This is a genomic window from Halopseudomonas nanhaiensis (assembly GCF_020025155.1).
Classification (GTDB): Bacteria; Pseudomonadota; Gammaproteobacteria; order Pseudomonadales; family Pseudomonadaceae; genus Halopseudomonas; species Halopseudomonas nanhaiensis.
Genome location: NZ_CP073751.1, coordinates 1,793,328 through 1,815,509, shown reverse-complemented (window position 1 = coordinate 1,815,509; position 22,182 = coordinate 1,793,328). Strand labels below are relative to the sequence as shown.

Here is a 22,182-nt window from a genome sequence, read left to right as displayed (position 1 = left end):
TGCATTCTCATTTACAAACCGGTTGACCTGATCAATACTCGGGGAAACATCATTCAGAGCGGGAGAAGAGAGCGATGAGTCAAGCGGCAACCCAGATGGCAGGCTCCAGCGAGGCAATCTGCATGACATGGCGCATGTTGCGCAGGCCGAGCTCACTTCATCCCATGCACGATGAACGTCGAGGTTCGATAAAACGACGCGAAACAGGAGGCCCCATGGAAGGCGGGAGGGGCGGCGAGGGCTGAACTATCTCCGCTGGTGCCTGCCTTAGTGTCAGGCAAACCAGAGAAATGGAGAGAGACATGTCAGATCACGTGTACAAGAAGATAGAGATCGTAGGTTCCTCGACGACCAGCATTGATGATGCGATCCGTACTGCGATTACCAAATGCAGTCAGACGGTGAACAACGTCGAATGGTTTGAAGTCGTGGAAACCCGCGGTCATGTCACAGACGGCCAGGTCGCGCATTTCCAAGTGGTATTGAAAGTCGGCTTCCGCATCGGCTCCGGCGACTGATGGTTCGAACGGGGAGCCCTCGGCTTCCCGTCATTCGCTACACGGACCAGCCGCCCGGCGCACCTTCCTCAACGTGACCCATCCATATACCCTCAGCTCCCCCTCGACCTGCTTGGCACTTCGCTTGGTACAGTCTGTCGTATTGCTTATCAAAAACCATCTGATCGGGGTCCCATCATGGATGACGCAACGTCGCTTCCAGATACTGTAAAGCGCCTGCTAACGGCGAATGGGCGCGAATTCCTGGAGGTGCTTCATCCCTGTGTGCAAGCGCGTATCGCGCTGGAGGGTGCGCACATCATTTCCTGCGTACCCGCGGGGCAGGGCGATCTGTTATGGATGAGCCCCGTTGACGAGCAGAAGCCCGGCACGCCGTTACGGGGCGGCATCCCCATTTGCTGGCCGTGGTTTGGCAACGAGCGGCCCGGGCCCAGTCACGGCATTGCACGAACCAGCAGATGGAACGTCGCGAAGGTGCTGGATACCGGCAGTGACGTTGTTCTGACGCTGGAACTGCCTCGCTCGGATATCAAAGCACAATTGCCGGATGAAGACTGGAGTCTCCAGGTCGAATTTGTCCTCGGCAAGAGCCTGCGCATGTCCCTGACGACGGTCAATACAGGTTCGAAGCCACAGCGGCTCAGCCAGGCCCTGCACAGCTACCTGCCAGTGCGCGACATCCGGGAAGCTCGAATCTGGGGGCTCGAAGGCGCTGAATTTCTCGACCAGTTAACGGGAGTCGATCGAGTCCGTCAGCAGGGCGCAGTCACGTTTTCCGGAGAGGTCGACCGGATTTATCAGGGCCATTCAGCAACGATCCAACTCGAGGGCGGCAGTGAGCATTACCTCATCGTGCAGCGCCAGGGCAGCCAATCGGTAGTGGTGTGGAACCCCTGGGTAGATAAAAGTGCTCGGCTTGGGCACTTTCCGCCGGACGGCTACAAGACCATGGTGTGCATCGAGGCGGCCAATGCCGGCAGCGACGGACGTGTCCTGGCACCAGGCCAAAGCCATAGACTGCAGACGGAAATCGTTCGCGTGTAACGTCGTGGAGCGGCAGCCGTTCCGGCTGAAAGAAGCGGAAATCTGTCGACCTGATTGCAGAAGCCGCAAGATAGAGGCTCGCAAAGGTTGAAACCAACTTCAGAGCTTGGTTAACTCGGGTGACAACAACAAGGGAAACCCGACCATGCCAGTCGAACTGAAAGTGGAGCTCAACGGCACCGGCCGTCGTACATTGCTGCATCGTCACACCGGCGAACGCGACTGGAGCGAGATCGCCGAGGCAGGCCTCATGGCCAACCCTGACCCGAGCGATTTCTATCGTCGCACCGCTGGTTATATCGCCGACATCGCGGCCAAGGGTGTCAAAATCTTTTATACCGATGTCATCAGGTGACCGTTGGATCCATACCGTGGGTGCCGCGCCTGCATCGTTAACATCAACTGAACGGGGGTAGCGGGGAGCCAGCTTGTCAGCAAAGGCTGGATCAATGGCTCTTCAAAGCGCCTGACCATAATAGTCTATTTAACATAATATAGATTATACGAACTCATGGATGGCGAGGTTGGCGCGCTCCTCACGCTATTTGGATGCCCAAAAGCAAACACTGATGTCCTCCACAGCGGTGGCAAGACTCCCAGGGCTCGAGCATAGACAGCTCGCGGACGCATTTGCCGATCCGTGCAAGGTCATCCTCAAGGTGGCCATGGCTTTTCTCGTCTGGTGCTCGTAGCGTTGCAGCCGAAGTGGAAAGGTTCATAGGACCGAGCACCCGCAGTACATCAAAATGACCGGACCGGCAGTACCTTCAAAACGTTCATCGGCGACCGCCAAAGGCCGTTGTGACAAAGGCTGCAGCGAGGTACTGTATACCCATACAGTACGAGCAAAGGCATGCGTCATGAGCACTGCAGATATTCTTGCGTCCCTTGGTAGCTCCACCATCGAGCTTCCCTTCTTTTCAGCCCGGGTTCCCGCCGGGTTTCCGAGCCCTGCCCAGGATCATATGGAGCAGACGATTTCATTGGATGCGTTGCTGGATATCGATGCCCCGCATACCTATCTGGTACGGGCCCATGGTGACAGCATGGTGGGCGCGGGCATTTTCGACGAGGACGTGCTGATCGTCAGTCGCGCCGCCACTCCGAAGCACGGCGATATCATCATCGCAGCCATTAACGGCGATACCTTTGTAAAGCGCCTGACGTTTCAATCTGGCCAGGTCGTACTCTGTTCAGAAAATCCCAGGTACCCACCCCGCTTTATTCTGGAAGGCGATGAGCTGCTGGTATGGGGTGTAGTGACCGACAGCATCCGCCGGCACGGTAACCATGCCTGACCGCGCCATAGCTCTGATTGACTGCAACGCGTTCTACGCTTCGTGCGAACGCGTTTTTCGGCCCGATCTGCTTCGGATTCCTATCGTGGTGCTGAGCAACAACGATGGCTGCGTCATTGCCCGTTCAGCCGATGCCAAGCCGTTCGTGAAGATGGGTGCTCCGTATTTCCAGATCAAGGATGTCCTGCGACAGCACGGCATCCTGGCCTTCTCAAGCAATTACGAGTTGTACGGCGACATGAGTGAACGGGTGATGTCCGTCATCGAAAGCATGGTCCCGGCGCTTGAGGTGTATAGCATCGACGAAGCGTTCGCCGACCTGAGCGGTCTGCAGAATCGGCTTCAGACTGGCCGTGAAATTCGAGCACGCGTGCTCAAGCTGACCGGGATCCCCACCGGGGTGGGCATCGCTCCTACCAAAACCCTGGCCAAGCTGGCCAATGCTGCAGCGAAGAAATGGCAGCGACAAACTGGCGGCGTCGTCGATATTTGCGACCCGGAACGACGCGACAAGCTTCTTAAAGTGATGCCGGTCGATGAAGTGTGGGGCATCGGGCGAAAGATGACTGCACACCTGACTGCAATGAACATCAAGACCGCCTGGGACCTTGCGCAAGCCGACGCCTGGACGCTGCGCGAGCAGTACAGCGTCGTTATCGAAAAGACCGCGCGCGAGCTGCGTGGTACGCCCTGTCTGGACCTGGAAGAAGCCACGCCGCCACGCCAGGAAATTTGCTGCAGTCGAATGTTCGGAACACGCCTCAAAACGATCGAGCCGATCCGGGAAGCCGTCGCCACGTACGTAGCACGCGCCTGTGAGAAGCTCCGAGCACAGGGCTCCCTATGCAAACGGATACGGGTCAGCATTCGCACCGGCATGTTCAATCCGGACGAAGCGAAGTACGCCAAAGGCATCCTGTGCGAACTGCCCTACCCTACGGACGATACCCGTTTGATCACCCGCTATGCCGTAGCCGGGCTGGAGCACGTGTTTCGCGACGGCTATTCATACAGCAAAGCGGAGATACTCTTGCTGGATTTGCGACAACGCGGCGAATATACGGACGACCTCTTTGCCGAGGTTCAGCCGGAAGCGGCCGAGCGGGTAATGAGTGTGCTCGACCAGATCAACCACCGCTGGGGTCGCGGAACACTGCGGCCCGCAAGCGTCCCGCCCTCCCCTGGTTGGGGAATGCGCCGCGATATGAAGAGCCCGAGTTTCACGACGCGCTGGGGGGAGCTGTGGCGGGTACGCTGCTGTTAGAGGCGTGGCGCCGAGGCCACCGGACAAGTGCCCTCTTCCGAGAGGCTCGCTGTCCTGGATACGAACACCCGACGATCCGCAGGATGCTCGATCAGTCTGGCAGAGCGTTAATGCTGCTCTGGCTCGTCGCGCATTCTTGCTGGCTCAGGGGATGATCTTCTCAGCTCGCAGGCGATCGAACAGGTCGAAGAACGCACTGCGGGTCTCGCGGAAATAGTCGAAGCCGAAATCACGAGACTTGGTGGTGTCGTTCACACATTCCTGCTCACGACCCAGGTCGGCGTCGGTATGCCACCAGGAAGCCAATCGTTCGACGTCCGCCTCCACCAAACTGTGCGTTTGCGCTATCTCACGCCACACCGGCCCTGCGTCCGCCATACGCTGCTCAAGCGGCTGCGGCGTCTCGGGGCAGTCTGCCACCTCAAGGTCGAAATACTCGCCGATCTCGCGCCACATGCGACGCCAGCGGAAAACGTCTCCATTCACTGTATTGAAAGCCTGATTCGCTGCGCCCGGGGCAGTTGCCGCCCACTCCATCTGACGCGCAAGTACCAGTGCATCGGTCATATCGGTGAGCGCATTCCACTGCGTCTGCGAGCCAGGGAACACGAACGGCTGGCCATTCGCTTTGCAGATCGATGCATAAACCGCCAGTGTCGTGCCCATGTTCATGACATTGCCACGGGCGTATCCGATCACCGTATGCGGGCGGTGCACGTTCCAGGCAAAGTTGTAGCGCTTGGCGGCCTCGAACAGCACGTCTTCCTGCGCGTAGTAGAAGTTATCACCGGGTACCCGTGGCTCAGACTCCCTGAACGGGGTCTCGATACGTCCGCTACCGTAGGCCTCAAACGAACCGAGATATTGTTTAGTACCGGTCACCAGCGAGGCATGCTGCACAGTGGCGCTATCCATCGCCTCGAACAGGTTGTTCATCATTTCCCTGTTCGCCGCGACGTTGGCTTTCTCGTTCTCGCGTCGAACCCAGGTGCAATAGAACACGTGGGTTATCGGCAAACCCGTTAGCGCCTGCTTGGCGGCCTGCTTGTCCAGCAGGTCGACTGTCACGGGGATAACCCCGCTCTGATCCGCGGCCCGGCGTGACAGACCATAGACGGTCCACCCGCTGGCAACCAGAAAAGCAGCCAGATTCCCACCCGTGATTCCGGTGGCGCCCACGACAAGCGCTGTACCTTTACGCATGATCGAGCCCTTTCTTGAAGTGTACGAAAACCCGGCTTCACGCCAGATCGATGAATGCAGTCTGGTTGAGAGAACCTGTTGCTACAATCGAAAGCTTCGCAAATCTTTATTGCGCCAAACGCAATCATAAGGAGACCTGATCTGATGGACCTTAATGCCTTGGCTGTATTCGAGCGTGTCGCTGCTACCGGAAGCTTTACAGCTGCCGCGCACCACTTCCATCGTGCGGTGTCGTCAATCTCGCGTCAGATTCGCGCACTGGAGGAATCGGTCGGCCAGCCGCTCCTCTACAGACACACGCGCGCAGTTACCTTGACGGAGGCAGGCAGGCGGTATTACGAAGAAGTGCGGGACATTCTGGAACGTCTCGATATGGCGACCGAAGCGCTAGATCAACCACAGGCCGAGCCCAGCGGTGTATTGCGCATCAACGCTCCGGCCGCGTTCGGTCAGCACCAGATCGTGCCTTTGCTTTGTGACTTTCAGCTGCGTTATCCCGGCATCAAGGCCGAACTGTTTTTGAACGACCGTGTTGTCGATCCGGTGCGCGAAGGTCATGACGTTACCTTCCGGGTGGGTAATTTATCCGACTCGTCGCTGGTGGCACGACGGCTCGCGCCGATGAATTATGTTGTGGCTGCGTCACCCGGCTATCTGGCAACACGAGGAAGACCCGAGACACCGGAGGCGCTCCTGGAGCACGATTGTCTGATCTATGAGGGAGAATTTGGCCGCCAGCGCTGGTATTTCCAGCAGGGTGGTGCGGCGGAGGTCGCTTTTGAGGTGAACGGCCGTCTCGCCAGCAACGACGCGGACAGTTTGTTGAGAGCGGCGGTACTCGGCCAGGGGCTGATCCTGTTTCCGACATGGCTGGTCGCCGGGGAACTGGCAAGGGGCACTCTGCTGGAAGTGCTCCAGCCATGGCGATGCGAAGTCATGCCCGGCCGCCGCGAGCTGTATGTGATGACGCGGGAACGTCGGCTCAGCACCCGCAAGGTTCAGGCGTTTATGGAATACCTGTTCGAGACGGTGTCGCCTATTCCTCCCTGGGATCGCTGGCAGGATAGTTTGTAGTTAAAGGCTAGCGCAGCACATATAGATTGGCGCCCACTGTGGCGACCGAGACGAGCCTGTCCCTATGGGGTCATGCTCAGAAACGAGACGCCCGGTATCTCGATATCAGGGACATTGTCCTTCAGGAAACGCCCCAACCGATTGATATACGCTTCCTTGGGACTTCCCTTGGGCCATATCAGGTAGTAACCGTCGCCGGTACTGACTGCTTTCTTGCAGGGCAACTCCAGAACGCCGCTCTGCACCTCGGCCGCGACCATACTCAGATCTCCGATCGACACCCCATGCCCCTGGATAGCGGCCAGTACACCTTGATCAAGAGTATCGAACACCAGGCCACCGCGTGAATTGAAGGCCCCGTTCACGTTGAGTCTGGCCGACCATCGCTTCCAATCGCGTCTGTCCGGAGATGGATGAATTATCGTCGCATTGATCAAGTCCTGTTCCGAATCGATGTTCCTGCTCAGCCCGGGCGAACATATGGGGATCAGCCATTCGTCGAGCAGCTTGATCATTCCAAGATTCTTCCCGAAATGCCCATTTCCCAACAGGATCGCGCAGTCGTATGGCTCAGCGTAAAAGTCGACGGTATCGACATCCATCCAGACGCTGTTCATGTGCACATCTTCAGATGGATTGTCCTTCTTGTAGTCTCTGAGGCAGTTCAGAAGCCACCGTACGGTAAGAGATGTGGGCGCCTTGAGGCGGACGCGTGTGCGGATGTCCTTGAACAGATAGCAGGCGTTTTCGATCGTCCTGAATCCCTCGCTCAACTCCTGCGATAGAAGCCTGCCCTGCTCTGTCAGTTGCACCTTGGGCCCTTTTCGTTCGAACAGCTTGCACCCCAGCACTGACTCAAGATTCTTGATGTGCCGACTCACAGCTCCCTGTGTCAAGGACAGATCCTCACCCGCCCGCGTAAACGAGCCGGTGCGGGCCGCAACTTCAAACGCTCTCAAGGCGTACAGCGGCGGTAGGCTTGCGGACATCTAGAGCCCCTCATGATGACTTAGACTCATAGTATCCCTTCGCTTTATACGTTTTTCAATCCTGCTCCCTGGGCTGAATATGGCGTCGCAGGCAAAAAGCTATCAACACCACGGAAGAAAGTCATGCTCATTGATGCTGGACAGGTGGGTCTGTATCGAAACAATCAATGCCCGATGAAAGCGAGAAACAAGCGCGGAAACTGGATGCTGGAGGCTATGGAAGCATTCAAGTCCATTCTGGATGAAGCGGAGTTTCCCTGCTTGTTTGCAAAAAAGGCGCTCAAACAAAACTCGATCAAATACCTCTTTGTCAGGGAAGCCTGCCTTGAAGAGGATCTGATCGAAGGCGCGACGCAGTACCTAAGTTTTGTAAAAAATACCGAACTAAAGAACAGGTTGTACTCGCCCCTGGTTATTTTCTTTGAGAACAGTTCCAAGGATGACCTCAAGGCCGAGCATGACTTCTCCTGGCGCGCCATTCAGAAACTGCACGACCACGATGCCTTCACATGGCCGAGCGGCGTCGCAGTATCGCCCGACTCTCCACAGTTCACCTTCTGCTTTCAGGGCGTTCAGCTGTTTATAAACATAAGTTGTCCCAGCCACTCTCAAATGCGCAGTCGAAATCTGGGCAATCTGGTGACCTTCGTTGTGAACCCCAGAGAAAATTTCGATCATGTTGCCGGGGCGGACACCGTTAGCGGCTTGAAGATACGGGACAAGATTAGAAGCCGAGTCAGGCAGTTCAACAAGGGATTTTTCCCGCACTCGCTGGGCTTCTATGGCGACGCCGAAAGCCTGGAATGGCGACAGTACCAGCTGGAAGAACCCGGCGGTCTGTACGCATCAGCGTGCCCTCTCAAGATTCGATCCAATTAAAACAAGGACCTGTAAATGGAAACTTCTATTTTGGCGGCTTATGTCGTGTCAGTCATGCTGCTGGTTGCGACACCGGGGCCCGTCGTAGCACTGGTCATCAATACCAGCGTCAGGCAGGGTGCAAAGCAAGCAGTATTCACGGCGCTTGGCACCAACTGGGCTTCTCTCGTACTGATAGCCGCAGCGGTATTGATACTTAGCGGTGCGATGTCAATAAGCAGAGAATTGATATCGTTGCTGAGCGTTCTGGGATGTCTATTTATAGCCTATGTGGCGATAGACTCGTTGAGATCGCTCAGTCTGACGGGCGAAGCCGACACCAAAGCCGATACCGACCTCCTATCCGATAGAAAAAAGAACGGCGCATCGTTCAGTTGCCTGGCAAAAGGCTTCGCAGTAGCGATTTCAAATCCCAAGGACATCATATTTTTTGTCGCCTTCTTCCCCCAGTTCATATCGATAACCGGCACCTTCAGCGGAAGCGTTACGCTCCTGACCGTTCTATGGATATTGATTGATCTGGCAATCCTCACTACGTACATATTCTTCATGCAGCACCGCATCGCCAGACGGTATCAGAGGTCGATCTCCATCATGTCCAGCATCGCACTGCTCGTCATTTCAATTCTGGGTCTTCTGTATGCCATATCGAACTGGTAACGAAGATACCCGCAGGCATCGCGCGACGTATTTTGAAGAACCTGCGATGACCACGGTTGGAGTAAGCCACCCCCCTACTCCGCGACCACTGATACAGAGTGAGGCAAGGTGCATGGAACTGAAGGTGGAACGGGATGAGCAAAGTAGCTGGACCTTGTTTCAGCGCCGCCCGGGGGAATGGCACTGGTCGACAGTCAAAGGCGCTGGCTTGAGCGCCAATCCCGATCCAGGCGACTTTTACCGGCGCACGGCTGCATACATGGGCGAGCTTGCGGCTCACGGAATCAAGGTTCATTACCGGGACACCGGTTACGGCTAGAGCCGTAGCCCCCCGCCAGCGGACTATTGCGGGGCGAGACAGGTCATTAGCGTCTTGCCTGTGCCTACCCCCTAGGTGCATCAACCCGAGGGTCGCACGCCTCGACAAGCGGGGTTGGCCCTTTACGCCGATGAGCTGTCACCGCTGGACTGCCAAGCGGCATCCCCCCGGCTCCGGCACCCAGTTCGGCGTGAATATCCAGCAAAGGTTCTGGTTTCGCCGCCCAAGCATCTACACTATGCGCAATGGGACCTGCATACAGCATCGTCCCATTCTGCCCAAGGAGCCTCCGGGTTTGCGCGTTCCATCGAAAATTGGCCTGCATCTCATCGCGTTTTTCCTCGCGTTCATAGTTCTCGTCCTGCTCGCCTGGCAGGGCACCCGGACCCAGCGTTCGCTGCTGGATGCCAACGAGGCCGTGCAGCACAGTCTCGAGCTGATCACCGCAACCCAGCGCATGTTCTCTCTGCTGCAGGACATCGAGACCGGCGAGCGTGGGTATGTCCTCACCGGCGTTGAAAGTTATCTCGAACCTCATCTTGCGGCTCAGGCGCAGCTTGCAGAACAGAGAGCCCAACTCGGCGAGTTGCTCAGTGCGTCCGGCACACCTCGACCGGGCTGGCTGAACGATCTCGACCGACTCATCGCCCGTCGGCTGGCCATTTCCGATGCCAACATCGAAGCGCGTCTGGAGACCGGTCTGGTGAGTGCAGCCGACCGGCTGCTCAATGCCGGGGGACGGCAGACGATGATCGAACTGCGCACCCTGTTCAACGAACTCGAAGAGGCCGAGCGGGCCATGCTTGCGGCGCAGAACACGGCGGTCGACAACCGTCTGCGGCATGCACGGTGGATAGCCTGGATCGGCGGTCTCTTCGCAGCCGCCCTGTTCTGCTGGGCCATCTGGTTGGTCACCCTCAGCCAGAGGCGTGTTGCCGATCAGCGCGCGTTTCTGCGCAGCGTAATAGACGCGGACGACAACTACATCTTCGTGGCTGACACCAGACGACGCCTGCTTTTATGCAATGAGGCCTTTGCCGGGCTGTGCCGCAGCCGGGCTGTCGATCTTCAGGGCCGACCACTGGCAGAGCTGCCGAACGCCCAGGCGATGTCGCGCTTGTTTGACGACGATGCGATAGTGCTCGATGGCGAACATGACATGCGCATCGGCGAACTGGACATTGCTGTCAACGGCCGGCACATCTGCTTGCAGATATACAAGCGCGTTCTGGAGCAGACCGCGGGACAGCGGCTGGTTCTGACGGTGGCCGTCGACATCTCGGTACGACGGGAAATGGAGAAGATGAAGAATGAGTTCATCTCTACGGTCAGCCATGAGCTGAGAACGCCGCTTACCGCGATCCGTGGTGCGCTCGGCATGCTTGTCGGGGGCATGCTCGGTCCGGTCGATACGCAGCAGAAGCCGCTTCTCGACATCGCCTACAAGAACAGCGAGCGGCTCGTGCGGTTGATCAACGATATCCTGGATATCGAAAAACTCGCCTCGGGTCGGGTGGTTTTCAATATCGTATCGCAGCCGCTGTTACCACTGGTGGAACAATCGCTTGCGACCAACCTTCCCTACGCACGCGAATTCGATGTCACCCTGCAGCTGAATGCACCCCGCACCGATCCTGGCCATGTGTTGCTGGACGCTGACCGGTTCGCCCAGATCATGGCGAACCTCTTGTCCAACGCTATCAAGCATTCGCCCCGGGGCGGTCTGGTGACCATCGATGTGGACGTTTCCGGTTCGACCATCGAAGTCAGTGTCATCGATCGCGGCGCCGGAGTGCCCGACGATTTCCGCGACCGCATCTTCGAGCGTTTTGCTCAGGCAGACTCATCAAGCGTTCGCCAGCTGGGCGGTACCGGTCTGGGTCTGGCAATCACGCGTTCATTGGTAGAACAGATGCATGGCCAGGTAGGGTTCGAATCGGAGAAGGGCCAGGGCTCGCGCTTCTACGTACGCCTCCCCTGCGCCCCTCCTGAACACCCGGTCTCCGCGGCCGTTCCCCCGGAAACGTCTTCAGCCCCGGCAAGGCTGGTGCTGATGCTGGAACCCGACGACCGATCGGCCGCATTTCTCGCTCTGACGCTTGAGCGGCAGGGCTATAGCGTGCAGCGGGCGCAATCTGCTGACGAAGCCCGCCAGATGCTCGCCCACATGCCGGTGCATGCCTTGACACTGAGTCCTACGCTGCGTGATGAAGACTGCATAGCGTTCCTGCAGACACTTCGCGAGCAGCGCGCATTCCGCCACCTGCCGATTCTGGTCGTCAGTCTCGAGCCTCTTGATGGCACCAACGAGCGCAATGAGCTGATGCGTGGCAGTGCAGTGGGCGTCATGGACTGGCTGAACAAGCCCATTGACCCGATGCGTGTGCTGGATGTGGTAAAGGCCATCCTTCGCCCTGCCGGGGAGCGCCCAGCCGTGCTGCATGTGGAAGACGATGCCGACCTGCGCACCCTTCTCGCCAATCTTCTGGCTCCGCTGGACGTCAACGTAGTCGGTGTGGGCAGCCTGGCCGAAGCGCGCGTGGCGCTGGGGCGCAGGCATCACGACCTGGCCATTCTTGACCTGATGCTGCCCGACGGCGATGGCTCGGAGTTGATAGGCGAGTTGGCCATGGCCAGCCCCCCTACTCCGGTCATCATCTTCTCGGCGCTGGATTCACCGGTTGCCGAAGGCCAGCTGGTGCTCAAGCGACTGGTCAAGTCGCGTCATGAGAGCGCCGAACTCGCCGAGCTTATTCAGCAACTGTTGCACAACTGGCCTGCAAGAACGGCCACATCCGATCACCAGGAGGTCCCATGAGCACATCGGATACACCTCGCATTCTGGTCGTTGAGGACGAGGAAGACATTGCCTTTCTCGTCCGCTTCATGCTTGAGCGGCAGCAATACACGGTCGATCACGCTGCCGATGGACGTCAGGCGCTGGACTACATCGCCAATTCGACGCCTCCGGAACTGGTACTGCTCGATATCATGCTCCCTTACCACGATGGCATCGAGATCGTGCAGCGCCTGCGCGGCACACCGGGATGGGAAAGCCTGCCCGTGCTGATGCTTACGGCCAAAGCCCGGGAGGCCGACATCGTCAAGGCACTGGAGCTCGGCGCGGACGATTACGTCACCAAGCCCTTCCAGCCGGAGGAACTGCTGGCCCGCATTAAACGCCTGATACGGAGGCCACGTTGAGAATACGCTGCATTGTTTTGCTCTGTTGCGTGCTCGCTCCGGCTGCCACAGCCGATGTACCACAGGCGCAAGATCGGGTGGAGGCCGGCGACCTTACCGGCGCTCGCTCACTGCTCGAAGCACATCTTCGCACCGAGCCGGAGGACCCTGCAGCCCGCTTTCTCCTGGCGCGTATCCTCGCCTGGCAAGGCGATCCGGCAGCCGCCATCCCCATGCTTGAACAGCTGCTCGAAGCGTCCCCGCAGAACGCCGATTATCTCCTTGCACTGGGCCAGGCCCAGCTCTGGGCCGGACGGGTTCACGCGGCAACTGAAACGCTTGAACGTGCGGCGGAGCTGGCCCCGGATTATTCTGCTGTCAATGATGCCCTGCGCCAGGCACGCACAGCACTGAGCGCCCCTGCGCAACGGATAACCCTGCCCCAGCGGACCACTACCCGGCGGCACGAGCTTGAGCTGTCGGTGCGGCAGGACTGGCTCGACAACGGTTTCGACAACTGGCGAAGACAGCGTCTGGACTACTTTTCGAGCCAGGCTGAAGGCGTTGCCTGGTACGGCGCGCTGCTGCGTGAGCAGCGCTTCGGCGAATCGGACGAAGGCGTCGAAGCCGGTGCAGTGTGGGCTCTTGATGAGCACTGGAGCGTGCAACCAGAGGTCGGTTACCAGTTCTCCTCCTTTTTCCTGCCTGAATGGTATGCCGACCTCCGTCTGCAGCGAAGCCTGACCCGCGGATTTCTCGGCGCCGCCAGCGTACGGCGCACCGAGTACGCCAACAGCCGCGTCGACCGTCTCGGGCTTACCGCCGAACGTTACTGGGACAGCTGGCGCGCCGGTTACACCATGAACATCAGCGACGTATCCAACGCCGGTACGCCCATTGGCCATACTGTCTCGCTGGACTATTACTACTCCGGGCTCAGCTACGCGGGATTGCGCCTGACAGCAGGCGAAGAGGAAGCGGTTGAAGGTGCTCAGTTGTTTACCAGCAGCGTCCGCGCCGTCGGCGTCCAGGGGCGGCACTGGTTAAGTCGAGGTTGGGCCGCATCCTGGGAAATTGGCGTCCACGAGCAGGGTGACATCTACACGCGCCGCTGGCTGCAGGTCGGACTGCGGCATGTTTTCTGAGCCAGCGGTAATCTGTCCGGCATGGGTATGCCAGAGCGACCTTGCGGCACTGTGGCGCGCCTGGCTGCCGCAACAGCCGACGCTGCGGCTGGCGGTCTATTCCGCCGTAGCGCTGGCGCTGATTACCACTGCAGTGATGTTGCAGATACTAGTGCTTTCTGATCTGGGCAACCGGCGGGCGCGACGCCGCAAGGCGTTCAATGAAACCTGGCGGCCCTATCTTGCGCTATGCAGTATCAGCGACCCTGTGCCAACCGATGCCCCGACACTCAAGGCCCGCGACCGCCTGTGGTGGCTGTTGCAATGGAACCGCCTGCAGCAGCAATTGCGTGGCTCGGCGCGGATCAGAATGAATGCCACGCTTGTTGCCTTCGGCATGGAAGACCATGTACTCCGGCTGCTCGGCGGCGGCGTACGCAAGCGCTTGATTGCCTTGACCTCGTTGCGCTACTTCGGCACTGCCGCACATTGGGATTTGATCGCCGCTCTGCTCTCGCATCGCAACGCCGTCATAGCGCTCGCCGCGGCCCGCACCCTGGTGGAAATTGACCCAACGCGCGCCATGACAACAGTCCTTCCAATGGCGAGACAGAGGATGGACTGGGCGCTGCCACGCCTGACGGCGCTGTGTCAGAGCGCCGGGCCGGACGCGGTGACTGCGCCTTTGCTTGCGGTGATGTATGCGGCCGATGAAGCCGAGCGTCAGCGGCTGGGGAGCCTGATGATTCTAGCCCAACCCCGACTGACCGGGCCCTGGGCACGGGCGCAGCTTGAGCAGCCGTCCACCACCGAATTGCTGGAAGTAGCGTTGCGCTGCCTGGGGGCGATAAACGACCCGCGCGACCGGCCTAGAGTACTCCAGCATCTCGATCACGATGATCCCAACGTCAGGCTTCTGGCCTTGCGAGCATTCCAGAATATGGCTGGTCGGGACGATGAAGCACGACTCATCGACATGCTGGGTGACCGCAGCTGGTGGGTTCGCCAGGCCGCCGCGGACGCGGTGGCGGCACTTCCCGGGTATACCGACGCCCGACTGACCGAGCTCGTCGCGCAGGTAGAGGACCGTTATGGCAAGGATGCCCTGCGCCGCGTACTGGCAGAACGTCGCGAATGATGATCGACTGGCTCTGGTGGGGGCAGGTCGCCGTTATCACGTACTTCCTGCTACTCAATGGCATCTATCTCTCGCTTAATCTGCTGTCCATGGCGAGCCTCCATCAATACATCCGTCGCCACGCCGAGATCGGCGAGGCAGCGCCCTACTTGGGCGGCGAGCCATCCATTTCGGTCCTGATGCCCGCTTTCAACGAGGAGGCGACCATTCGCACCTCGGTGCGGTCGATGCTGCAACTGCAATACCCGGACTTTGAGGTCGTTGTAATCAACGATGGTTCGCGCGACAGGACATTGGAGGTCCTGCGCGAGGAATTCGATCTGGTCGCCTTTCCCGAGCCGCTGCGTCAGGCCGTACCGCACAAACCGGTGATCGGTATCTATCGCTCGCGTCGCTATCCGAATCTCAAGGTCATCGACAAGGAAAACGGAGGCAAGGCTGACGCCTTGAACGCGGGGATCAATGCGGCTCGCAACGGGCTGTTTTGCGGGGTGGATGCGGACTCGATCCTGCAGCGGGACAGCCTGCTCCGGGTGGTGCAACCGTTTCTGGAAGACACCCGGACTGTAGCCGCCGGAGGTACGGTGCGAATCGCCAATGGCTCAACCGTGCGTGGCGGGTTTCTGGTCAACGCCGGCCTGCCGGACAACTGGATTGCTCGCTTCCAGATTGTCGAATACCTGCGCGCCTTTCTGTTTGGCCGGCTGGGCTGGTCGCCACTCAACGCCGTATTGATCATCTCGGGGGCATTCGGCTTGTTCGACCGCGAACGGGTCATTGCCGTAGGTGGTTACAGGACCGACACCGTCGGTGAAGACATGGAACTGGTGGTTCGGCTGCATCGCCATCATCGAAAGCATCGCATTCCCTATCGCATCCGATATCTGCCAGATCCGATCTGCTGGACCGAGGCCCCCGAGGATCTCGGGACGCTCGGGCGGCAGCGCAGTCGCTGGCAGCGCGGCCTGGCGGAGAGCCTCATGGCACACTGGCGCCTATGCTTCAGTTTACGAGGGGGAGCGCCGGGGTGGCTGGCGTGGCCGTTCATGGCACTGTTCGAATGGATCGGCCCGCTTATTGAACTGGGCGGCTACCTGTTCATGTTTGTCGGGCTGGCTATGGGCTGGATTTCGCATACTGCCATGGCCATCTTCCTGCTGGTGGCCGTAGGCATGGGCATACTGTTGTCGGTGAACGGTCTGCTGCTCGAAACCATGTCTTTCCGTGTATACAGCCGCCGCCGCGACGTGATGCGGCTGTTCCTGATGGCGATTCTGGAGAACTTCGGCTACCGCCAGCTCAACACCCTGTGGCGATGCAGAGGGATGTACCAATGGTTCGCCCGCCGCAAGCACCATTGGGGCGCCATGCGACGAAGCGGAAAGTGGGGCCAGTAGACATCCGGCCCCTGCGTGATCAGCTCAATACTGTGAGCGCTTTTTCGTAGTCCGGCTCGTTGGCGATTTCCGAGACCAGCTCGCTGTGCAGCACCTTGTCGTTCTCATCGAGCACCACGACAGCGCGCGCAGCCACACCAGCCAGTGGACCGTTTTCGATGGCAACACCGTAATTACGCAGGAAGTCGGCGCCGCGCATGGTCGACAGCGTCATCACATTGTCGAGCCCTTCGGCGCCGCAGAAGCGCGCCTGCGCGAACGGCAGATCAGCGGAAATGCACAGCACCGCGGTGTTGTTCAGTTCGGCAGCGCGCTGGTTGAACTGACGCACGGAAGTCGCGCAGGTTGGTGTGTCCACGCTGGGGAAAATATTGAGTATCTTGCGCTTGCCGCCCAGGCTGGACAGGCTGACGTTGGAGAGATCCTTGGCCACCAGCGAGAATTCCGGCGCCTGCGCACCCACCTGCGGCATGGAGCCACCGACACTGATGGGATTGCCCTTTAGAGTAACGCTCGACATAACTGCTCCTTGTGAAGGCTGCTCGGCAGCCACTGGGTTGGGTGTCGCTAGAAGTCGATACGATAGAAGAAATCCAGCGAACTCGCCAAGCCGCTGACTGCTTCAAGATACAGTCGCTTGCTCAGGTCGTAGCGCAAGGCGAGCTGGTTTGCCGGTTCGAACACGCCTACACCATAGCGCACGCTAAGCCGGTCGGTAAGATAGCCTGCTGCGACCACCTGCGTTTCGGTACCGCTGCCCTCGGTTTCCAGCTGGAAGTTCTGTATGCCCAGCGAATTGGCGATGTTTTGCGTAACCGGCCCGCTACCAGCCATGCCGAGAGCCAGGGCGGCCTGGCCGAGCATGTTGTTGTCGCCACCGTCGCTGCCCAGAGGACGGCCTAGAATCAGGTAGGACAACGCCTGTTCCTGCGGCATGGCCGGCTCGGCGAAGACTTCCGATTGCGGCGCTTCGGCGCGACCGGTCAGGCGCAACCCCGCCGTGACGTCATCGACCTCTCGTACCGCTTCGATATTGAGAAACGGTTGGCTGATCGGACCGGCAAACAGGATCTGGGCACGGCGCAGCGTCAACCTCTGACCGAATCGACGGAACCGGCCGTTGAGAATGTTCAGGTCACCATTGGCAGTGAGTTCTTCGTCCACCTGAAGTCGCCCGCTGAGCCGCCCAGTCAAACCGAAGCCGGAAAACCGCAGCTGGTCGCCGATGACGAGCCGGACCCGTGCGTCGATTTCCATCGGCATATCGCCAGCGACACTCTCCTCTTCCTCGCCCACGATGACTTCATCAGTAGACAGGCGCACAGCCTGTTCGGGAAGCTCGCGTACGGTGATGTTGCCTTCGGGTACAGCTATGGTGCCTCGCACGCGCAAGCGGTTTTCCGCAAGCGATACGCGCATGTCGGGGCTGACCAGGAGGTTGGCATAGGGCGCGACCACCACCGGCAGGGCCTTGCCCACCAGATTTAGCGACAGGTCCAGCTCCGGCGCCCAGGTTACCGTTCCGGTCAGCGACCCGTCGCCATCCGGACCACTTTGCCAGCTACCATCGATGTCAGCAGTCTGTCCGGCTATGCCCACACGCAGATCCAGCTGTTCGAAGCTCACCGGGAGTTCCGGACCGGTTATCAGCCCATCTTCAATAGCGATTTCACCATTGACCAGCGGTTCGGTCAGTGTCCCACCCAACTCGCCCTGTCCCTGAAGCTCTGCCTGCAGGGTTTCAACCTGCGGCAGAAAAGGACGGAGAAAGTCCAGATTGAACCCTTCCAGATCGAAGCGACCGACCAGACGCTGTTCCCCCGCAGGATCGGAGACATCAGCCTGGACACGCAACTCACCAAGCGTATCGCCGGTCAGCAGCAGCCGATTGCGCGCCTGCTCGGCATCCAATTGGCTGGTCAGCTCAAGCTGCGAATAGTCGAAGTCGAGTGTCTGCTCCGGGTCACTGACCGAGATGACGCCATCGCGGCTGCTGACAGAGATATCTGCAACGGGTGGCCCGCCCGCCGTCTGGCTGAAATCGACGTCTGCATCGAGTGTGCCCTGCCAGGCGAGATCCTCCGGTAGCCATTGCTCCAGCGATGCAAGTGGAAAATCCGAGAGCACCACCGCCACGTCCCGATCGGGCAGCAGCCGCTGCTGTCCGTCGAAGCACAGGCGTCCACCCTCGTGCGTCCAGCAATGCTCCTCGAGCGTAAGTTGCCCAGGTTCAAGCTGATAACGCATGCCAGCGTCGCTAGCCAGTTGCCAGGTCATCTCCTCGAGCGTCAGCTCGCCGCGGGTGAGCGCACCCAGCCATTGTTCTTCATCCAATCCACCGGATAACGCAGTGTCGAGCTCCAGTTGTCCGCCCGACAGGTTTACCTTCAGCTCATGTCGCGCCTTGTCACCGTCCAGCCCCACGACCAGATTGCCCAGCCAGGTCTCACCGGTACGGATGCGATTGGCTTCGATCGACAATTGCATGGGCAGCGCATCAGAGAGCGTGACGGTTCCGTTCGCGGCCAGCAGTCCCAACCCGATGTCCTGATAAGCAAGATCTTCACCTGTCAGACGCAACCGGACCTCCGGCTGCGTCTGGTCACCCGTCGCATTCACTGTGCCGTTAAGTGTTCCCGACAGCCCCGGCCAGAGCGTGGCGAGATTGTCGAGGCTGACGTCGAGATCCGCGGCGATTCGCTCGCCCCACTCACCTGCCCCGGTCACACTATTGGGCCCCTGCTGTAACACGATGTCGGAGAAGGCAAAGTTGCCTTGGTCGGCGGTGACCTTGCCGCTGAGATCAAGCGGTTGATCCCGCAGCGTACCGTCCAGATCCCATTCGGCGTCGAACTGAGGACCGGCTTCGGTAAGGCTGCCGCTGCTGCGCAGGGGGCCGTTGAGGTTTCCGCGGAGATCGTCGACGAATACGCCGGGGTCCAGATTCTCGAGACGCAGTTGGGCGTCCCACGATGTTGATTCTCCCAGCCCTACGATCGCCTCGCCTTGGGCGCGCCCTGCCGGCGTATCGACGCTGAGACTGTTAAAGGTGATCTGCTCAGGCGTGCCCTCTGCCGTCAGGCTGATTTGTGCAGGCTGCCCGGCAACGCCGCTCAAGGCGGCGTTCAGTTCGCCGCGAAAGGCCTCCCCCTGCACGCTTGCATCGGCTTCAAGTCGATCGAGAACGAGCTCGCCGGTCTCCACCGGATACAGCCACTGCCAGGGGAAGCGCTCAGCAATCAATGACGCATCCGCTTGCAGCTCATCAGCCCAGTCAGCGGCCGCATCCAGCGTCAGCACCCGGTCGGGCTGATCCGCCACCGACAGCTGCAGCGTCAGCTCAGGCAAGCGGGTCTGTTGCACCAGTCCTTCGATCGCCAGTAGAACGGCTCCTCCCTCGCCAGGTAGTCTGGCGTCTGCCGTAATCACTACCCCATCTTCAAGGTCGCCGCGTGCTGCGATGGTCCATTGTTCGAGCGTCAATGTATCCGGTAGCGTGTCGAGCGCCAGGAAAGGCTGGCCCTCCCAGCGAAGATCGAGAGGCAGGTTGGGTTCCATCGCCGCGACAGTACCCTCGAGCTGGCCCTGCACATAGCCCTCGGTACGCAAGTCGACCGCCAGACGTTCGACACTTCCACCCAACCGCAGCCGTACTGAAAGGGGTTGCTCGTCCACGGGGGGAGCGTCAATGTCGGCACGGATCAGCAGCGGCCAGTCCCCTGTCGTACGAACCTGGCCATCGAGCGACCAGGCAATATCGGGCCCTCTGCCGAGAAACTCCTGGATAGTCAATCGATCCTCTCGCATGGCTGCGACGAGACGGACTTCGTTCAACAACGGCTGTTCGCCGTTGATCGTCAGACTGCCAATCCGCAGCCGGTCCAGTTGAATACCCAGCGGCAGACGAATGTCAGGCAGTGACGCCGGGCTGTCTTCCTCTGCCGGTTGCTCGTCTTCGATTACCGCCTCTGGATCAGTGCGCACCACGATACTGCCGATATCGATATGTTCGATGCACAGGCGCCGATCAGCCAGACAACGCGTCTCCCAGTCGGACGAGACATCGACGATCACCACGTCGATGCCATCGTCCTGCCAAACGATCCGATCGAACTGGAGACCTTCCCAGACGGTACCCCCAACATGTTCGAGGGTCAGGCGCGAGTCCATCCCCTGGATGCGATCGAGCAACCACCCATTGATTCGTTCGCTGGTCAACAGCAGACCCAGAACAATCGGGATCAGCGCCAGGATCAGCAGACCACGCAACACCACCTTTACGAAAAACCAGATCACAACTCGGGACCCATGGCGAAGTGAATACGAAAGCCCTCGTCGGGATCACTGACCGACTTGGCGACATCAACACGGATCGGCCCGACCGGTGATACCCAGCGGATGCCCACACCCACACTGGTCTTGAGTGGATCACTGAGCGAGTCGACTGCGTTTCCATGGTCGACAAACACGGCACCGCGCCACTTGTCGATGAACTCGTATTGATACTCGAGGCCGCTGGCGACCAGATAACGGCCGCCGATACGCTCGCCGGTTTCGTCCTGCGGGGAGAGCGTTCGATAGTCATAGCCACGCACGCTCTGATCACCACCGGCGAAAAAGCGCAGGGTTGGCGGGACGTTTCCAAAATCGCTACTGGTCAGCGCGCCGAGCTGCGCACGCGCAAGGAGACGGTGTCGATCCCACACAGTGTAAAGGCCGCGCGCGGTTGCGCTTGCATGGAGCAGGTCGATGTTCGAAACGATCCCTTCCTTGGCACCCTGCACTTCGAACCTGAGACTGTAGCCCTTTGCCGGGTCGACGCTCCCGTCACTGTGCAGCTTCTGGAAGGACAGGCTTGGCATCAGGAGTGTAGTGTTGCCTTCATCGCTGCCGATCGTGAACCGCTCGTGCAGCAGACGCAGTCCTATCCCCCGCTCCCAGTTGTTTGCCAGGCGCTTCTGGTACAAGCCACCCACAGTGAAGTTGACAGTATCCACGTCTTCCACGGTATCTCGCAGAAGGCCGCTGAACAGGCGCAGGTTGCTCGATTGGGGAGGTGTCAACGGAATCTGGTAAAACGCCGTCAGCTCCTGACGGGGTGCGGACAGTTCGAATTCGGCACCACGGCTATGCCCTTTGGCGTTCAGATAGTGCTGGCGCCAGTCCACCAGCAATCGCGGACCCACGTCCGTGGAAAACCCAGCACCCAGACCAAGTGAGTTCGGCTCTCTCTCCTCCAGGTAAACGCGCACCGGGATGCGCAGGTCAGTGGCTTCCTCGGCCGGTGCGGTGACCTGCACCGCATCGAAATATCCGCTCGACAGCAAATCCCGATTGAGCTCGGCGAGTAGGTCAGAGTCGTACGCTACGCCCGGCTCGAACAGGACCATTCGATGCAGCAATTCATCATCGAACAGGGTTTCGGAAAAATGTACGTCACCCAAGCGGTAACGTTCGCCCGTGTCGTAGCGCAGCTGTATGTCGGCATATTGCTCTTCCGGGTTTACAACCAGACGGCTCTCGGTGAACTGGCCTGAGAAATACCCGTAGCGAAGCGCCTGATTGGACAGCAGGGTCTTGAGCGATTCGTAGTGACCATGATTGACCACCGCGCCCGGCCGCAACTGCTCGGACTCCGGCGTGCGAAAGGGATCGGTGCCCTTCCCCTCGCCCTGGATATCGACGTTTACCTCACGCAGACGCACCGGCTCACCGAGCTTCACCGTCAAGCGAAGCTGCGGATCATTCTCGGGCCCCGAAACCTGCGGCCTGACCGAGACATCGTAGTAGCCAAGCGCTCGCGCAGCGCTGATCGCCTGTTCGCGACTGTGTCTGGCCAGCCGCCACATCGCCCGGTGGTCAGCTGCTTCGACCGGGCCGATGAAGGCGCGGATGTTGTCTCGTACTTTTTTGTTGGCGGGTTCGACTTCAACCACCAGTTCTGCCTGACACACTGCCGACCATAGGAGCAGGCTGATCAGGAGTAACGGACGCGCCATGTAATTGTCTTCCGGCATCAGATGGGCAGATGAAATGCTAACATGCGCAAGCGAAACGGCCCGACCTGGATACATTCGCTTACAGACACTCCT

The 22,182-nt window shown here is 59.4% G+C and carries 19 protein-coding genes; 14 read left to right on the top strand and 5 right to left on the bottom strand.

The window, feature by feature from the left end; translation table 11 throughout:
- Positions 1–302 precede the first annotated feature (302 nt).
- The 5 genes from KEM63_RS08170 to umuC all read left to right on the top strand — a co-directional run bounded on the left by KEM63_RS08170 (position 303) and on the right by umuC (position 4,124).
- Positions 303–518, top strand: coding sequence for a dodecin (locus KEM63_RS08170; protein ID WP_223655773.1), 216 nt, complete (start codon positions 303–305; stop codon positions 516–518).
- Positions 519–782: 264 nt separating this feature from the next.
- Positions 783–1,562, top strand: a complete 780-nt coding sequence (locus tag KEM63_RS08165) for a D-hexose-6-phosphate mutarotase (protein ID WP_223655772.1) — start codon at positions 783–785, stop codon at positions 1,560–1,562.
- Positions 1,563–1,707: 145 nt separating this feature from the next.
- Entirely contained in the window at positions 1,708–1,917 is a 210-nt protein-coding gene (locus tag KEM63_RS08160; RefSeq protein WP_223655771.1) for a hypothetical protein, read from the top strand.
- 505 nt (positions 1,918–2,422) lie between these two features.
- Positions 2,423–2,860 (top strand): LexA family protein, encoded by a 438-nt coding sequence (locus tag KEM63_RS08155; protein ID WP_223655770.1) that lies wholly within the window; start codon positions 2,423–2,425, stop codon positions 2,858–2,860.
- The gene (gene umuC, locus KEM63_RS08150; RefSeq protein WP_223655769.1) at positions 2,853–4,124 is read left to right on the top strand and encodes a translesion error-prone DNA polymerase V subunit UmuC; all 1,272 of its coding nucleotides are present in this window, start codon (positions 2,853–2,855) and stop codon (positions 4,122–4,124) included. Before KEM63_RS08155 ends, umuC begins: the two co-directional genes overlap by 8 nt.
- A gap of 144 nt (positions 4,125–4,268) precedes the next feature.
- On the opposite strand, the gene KEM63_RS08145 is transcribed toward umuC, so the two are convergent.
- On the bottom strand, positions 4,269–5,327 hold the full coding sequence (locus KEM63_RS08145) for an SDR family oxidoreductase (protein WP_223655768.1): 1,059 nt from the start codon (positions 5,325–5,327) through the stop codon (positions 4,269–4,271).
- A gap of 144 nt (positions 5,328–5,471) precedes the next feature.
- Here KEM63_RS08145 and KEM63_RS08140 point away from each other — a divergent pair, with 144 nt between their 5' ends.
- Complete coding sequence (locus tag KEM63_RS08140; RefSeq protein WP_223655767.1) at positions 5,472–6,401, top strand: LysR family transcriptional regulator; 930 nt, start codon at positions 5,472–5,474, stop codon at positions 6,399–6,401.
- A 62-nt stretch (positions 6,402–6,463) separates the two neighbouring features.
- On the opposite strand, the gene KEM63_RS08135 is transcribed toward KEM63_RS08140, so the two are convergent.
- Positions 6,464–7,390 (bottom strand): LysR family transcriptional regulator, encoded by a 927-nt coding sequence (locus KEM63_RS08135; RefSeq protein WP_223655766.1) that lies wholly within the window; start codon positions 7,388–7,390, stop codon positions 6,464–6,466.
- A 123-nt stretch (positions 7,391–7,513) separates the two neighbouring features.
- Here KEM63_RS08135 and KEM63_RS08130 point away from each other — a divergent pair, with 123 nt between their 5' ends.
- The 8 genes from KEM63_RS08130 to KEM63_RS08095 all read left to right on the top strand — a co-directional run bounded on the left by KEM63_RS08130 (position 7,514) and on the right by KEM63_RS08095 (position 16,090).
- A complete protein-coding gene (locus tag KEM63_RS08130; protein WP_223655765.1) occupies positions 7,514–8,269 on the top strand; it encodes a YqcI/YcgG family protein in 756 nt (251 codons plus the stop codon).
- Between the two features lie 15 nt (positions 8,270–8,284).
- A complete protein-coding gene (locus KEM63_RS08125; RefSeq protein ID WP_223655764.1) occupies positions 8,285–8,929 on the top strand; it encodes a LysE family translocator in 645 nt (214 codons plus the stop codon).
- Positions 8,930–9,041: 112 nt separating this feature from the next.
- A complete protein-coding gene (locus KEM63_RS08120; protein ID WP_223655763.1) occupies positions 9,042–9,248 on the top strand; it encodes a hypothetical protein in 207 nt (68 codons plus the stop codon).
- A gap of 295 nt (positions 9,249–9,543) precedes the next feature.
- On the top strand, positions 9,544–12,066 hold the full coding sequence (locus KEM63_RS08115; RefSeq protein WP_223655762.1) for an ATP-binding protein: 2,523 nt from the start codon (positions 9,544–9,546) through the stop codon (positions 12,064–12,066).
- Positions 12,063–12,452, top strand: coding sequence for a response regulator transcription factor (locus tag KEM63_RS08110; RefSeq protein WP_223655760.1), 390 nt, complete (start codon positions 12,063–12,065; stop codon positions 12,450–12,452). Before KEM63_RS08115 ends, KEM63_RS08110 begins: the two co-directional genes overlap by 4 nt.
- Complete coding sequence (locus KEM63_RS08105) at positions 12,449–13,576, top strand: YaiO family outer membrane beta-barrel protein (protein WP_223655757.1); 1,128 nt, start codon at positions 12,449–12,451, stop codon at positions 13,574–13,576. The genes KEM63_RS08110 and KEM63_RS08105 overlap by 4 nt, the downstream gene beginning before the upstream one ends.
- Positions 13,566–14,693: a HEAT repeat domain-containing protein gene (locus KEM63_RS08100; RefSeq protein ID WP_223655755.1), complete on the top strand. Its 1,128-nt coding sequence runs from the start codon at positions 13,566–13,568 to the stop codon at positions 14,691–14,693. Before KEM63_RS08105 ends, KEM63_RS08100 begins: the two co-directional genes overlap by 11 nt.
- Entirely contained in the window at positions 14,690–16,090 is a 1,401-nt protein-coding gene (locus KEM63_RS08095; protein ID WP_223655753.1) for a glycosyltransferase family 2 protein, read from the top strand. The genes KEM63_RS08100 and KEM63_RS08095 overlap by 4 nt, the downstream gene beginning before the upstream one ends.
- Positions 16,091–16,109: 19 nt before the next feature.
- Here the strand turns inward: KEM63_RS08095 and tpx are convergent, their stop codons facing one another.
- From tpx to KEM63_RS08080, 3 genes are read right to left on the bottom strand one after another with little or no spacing between them, the layout of a single operon-like run.
- Entirely contained in the window at positions 16,110–16,610 is a 501-nt protein-coding gene (gene tpx / locus KEM63_RS08090) for a thiol peroxidase (protein ID WP_223655751.1), read from the bottom strand.
- Positions 16,611–16,657: 47 nt separating this feature from the next.
- A complete protein-coding gene (locus tag KEM63_RS08085; protein WP_223655749.1) occupies positions 16,658–20,386 on the bottom strand; it encodes a translocation/assembly module TamB domain-containing protein in 3,729 nt (1,242 codons plus the stop codon).
- A complete protein-coding gene (locus tag KEM63_RS08080; RefSeq protein ID WP_223655747.1) occupies positions 20,383–22,089 on the bottom strand; it encodes an autotransporter assembly complex protein TamA in 1,707 nt (568 codons plus the stop codon). Before KEM63_RS08080 ends, KEM63_RS08085 begins: the two co-directional genes overlap by 4 nt.
- Positions 22,090–22,182 lie beyond the last annotated feature (93 nt).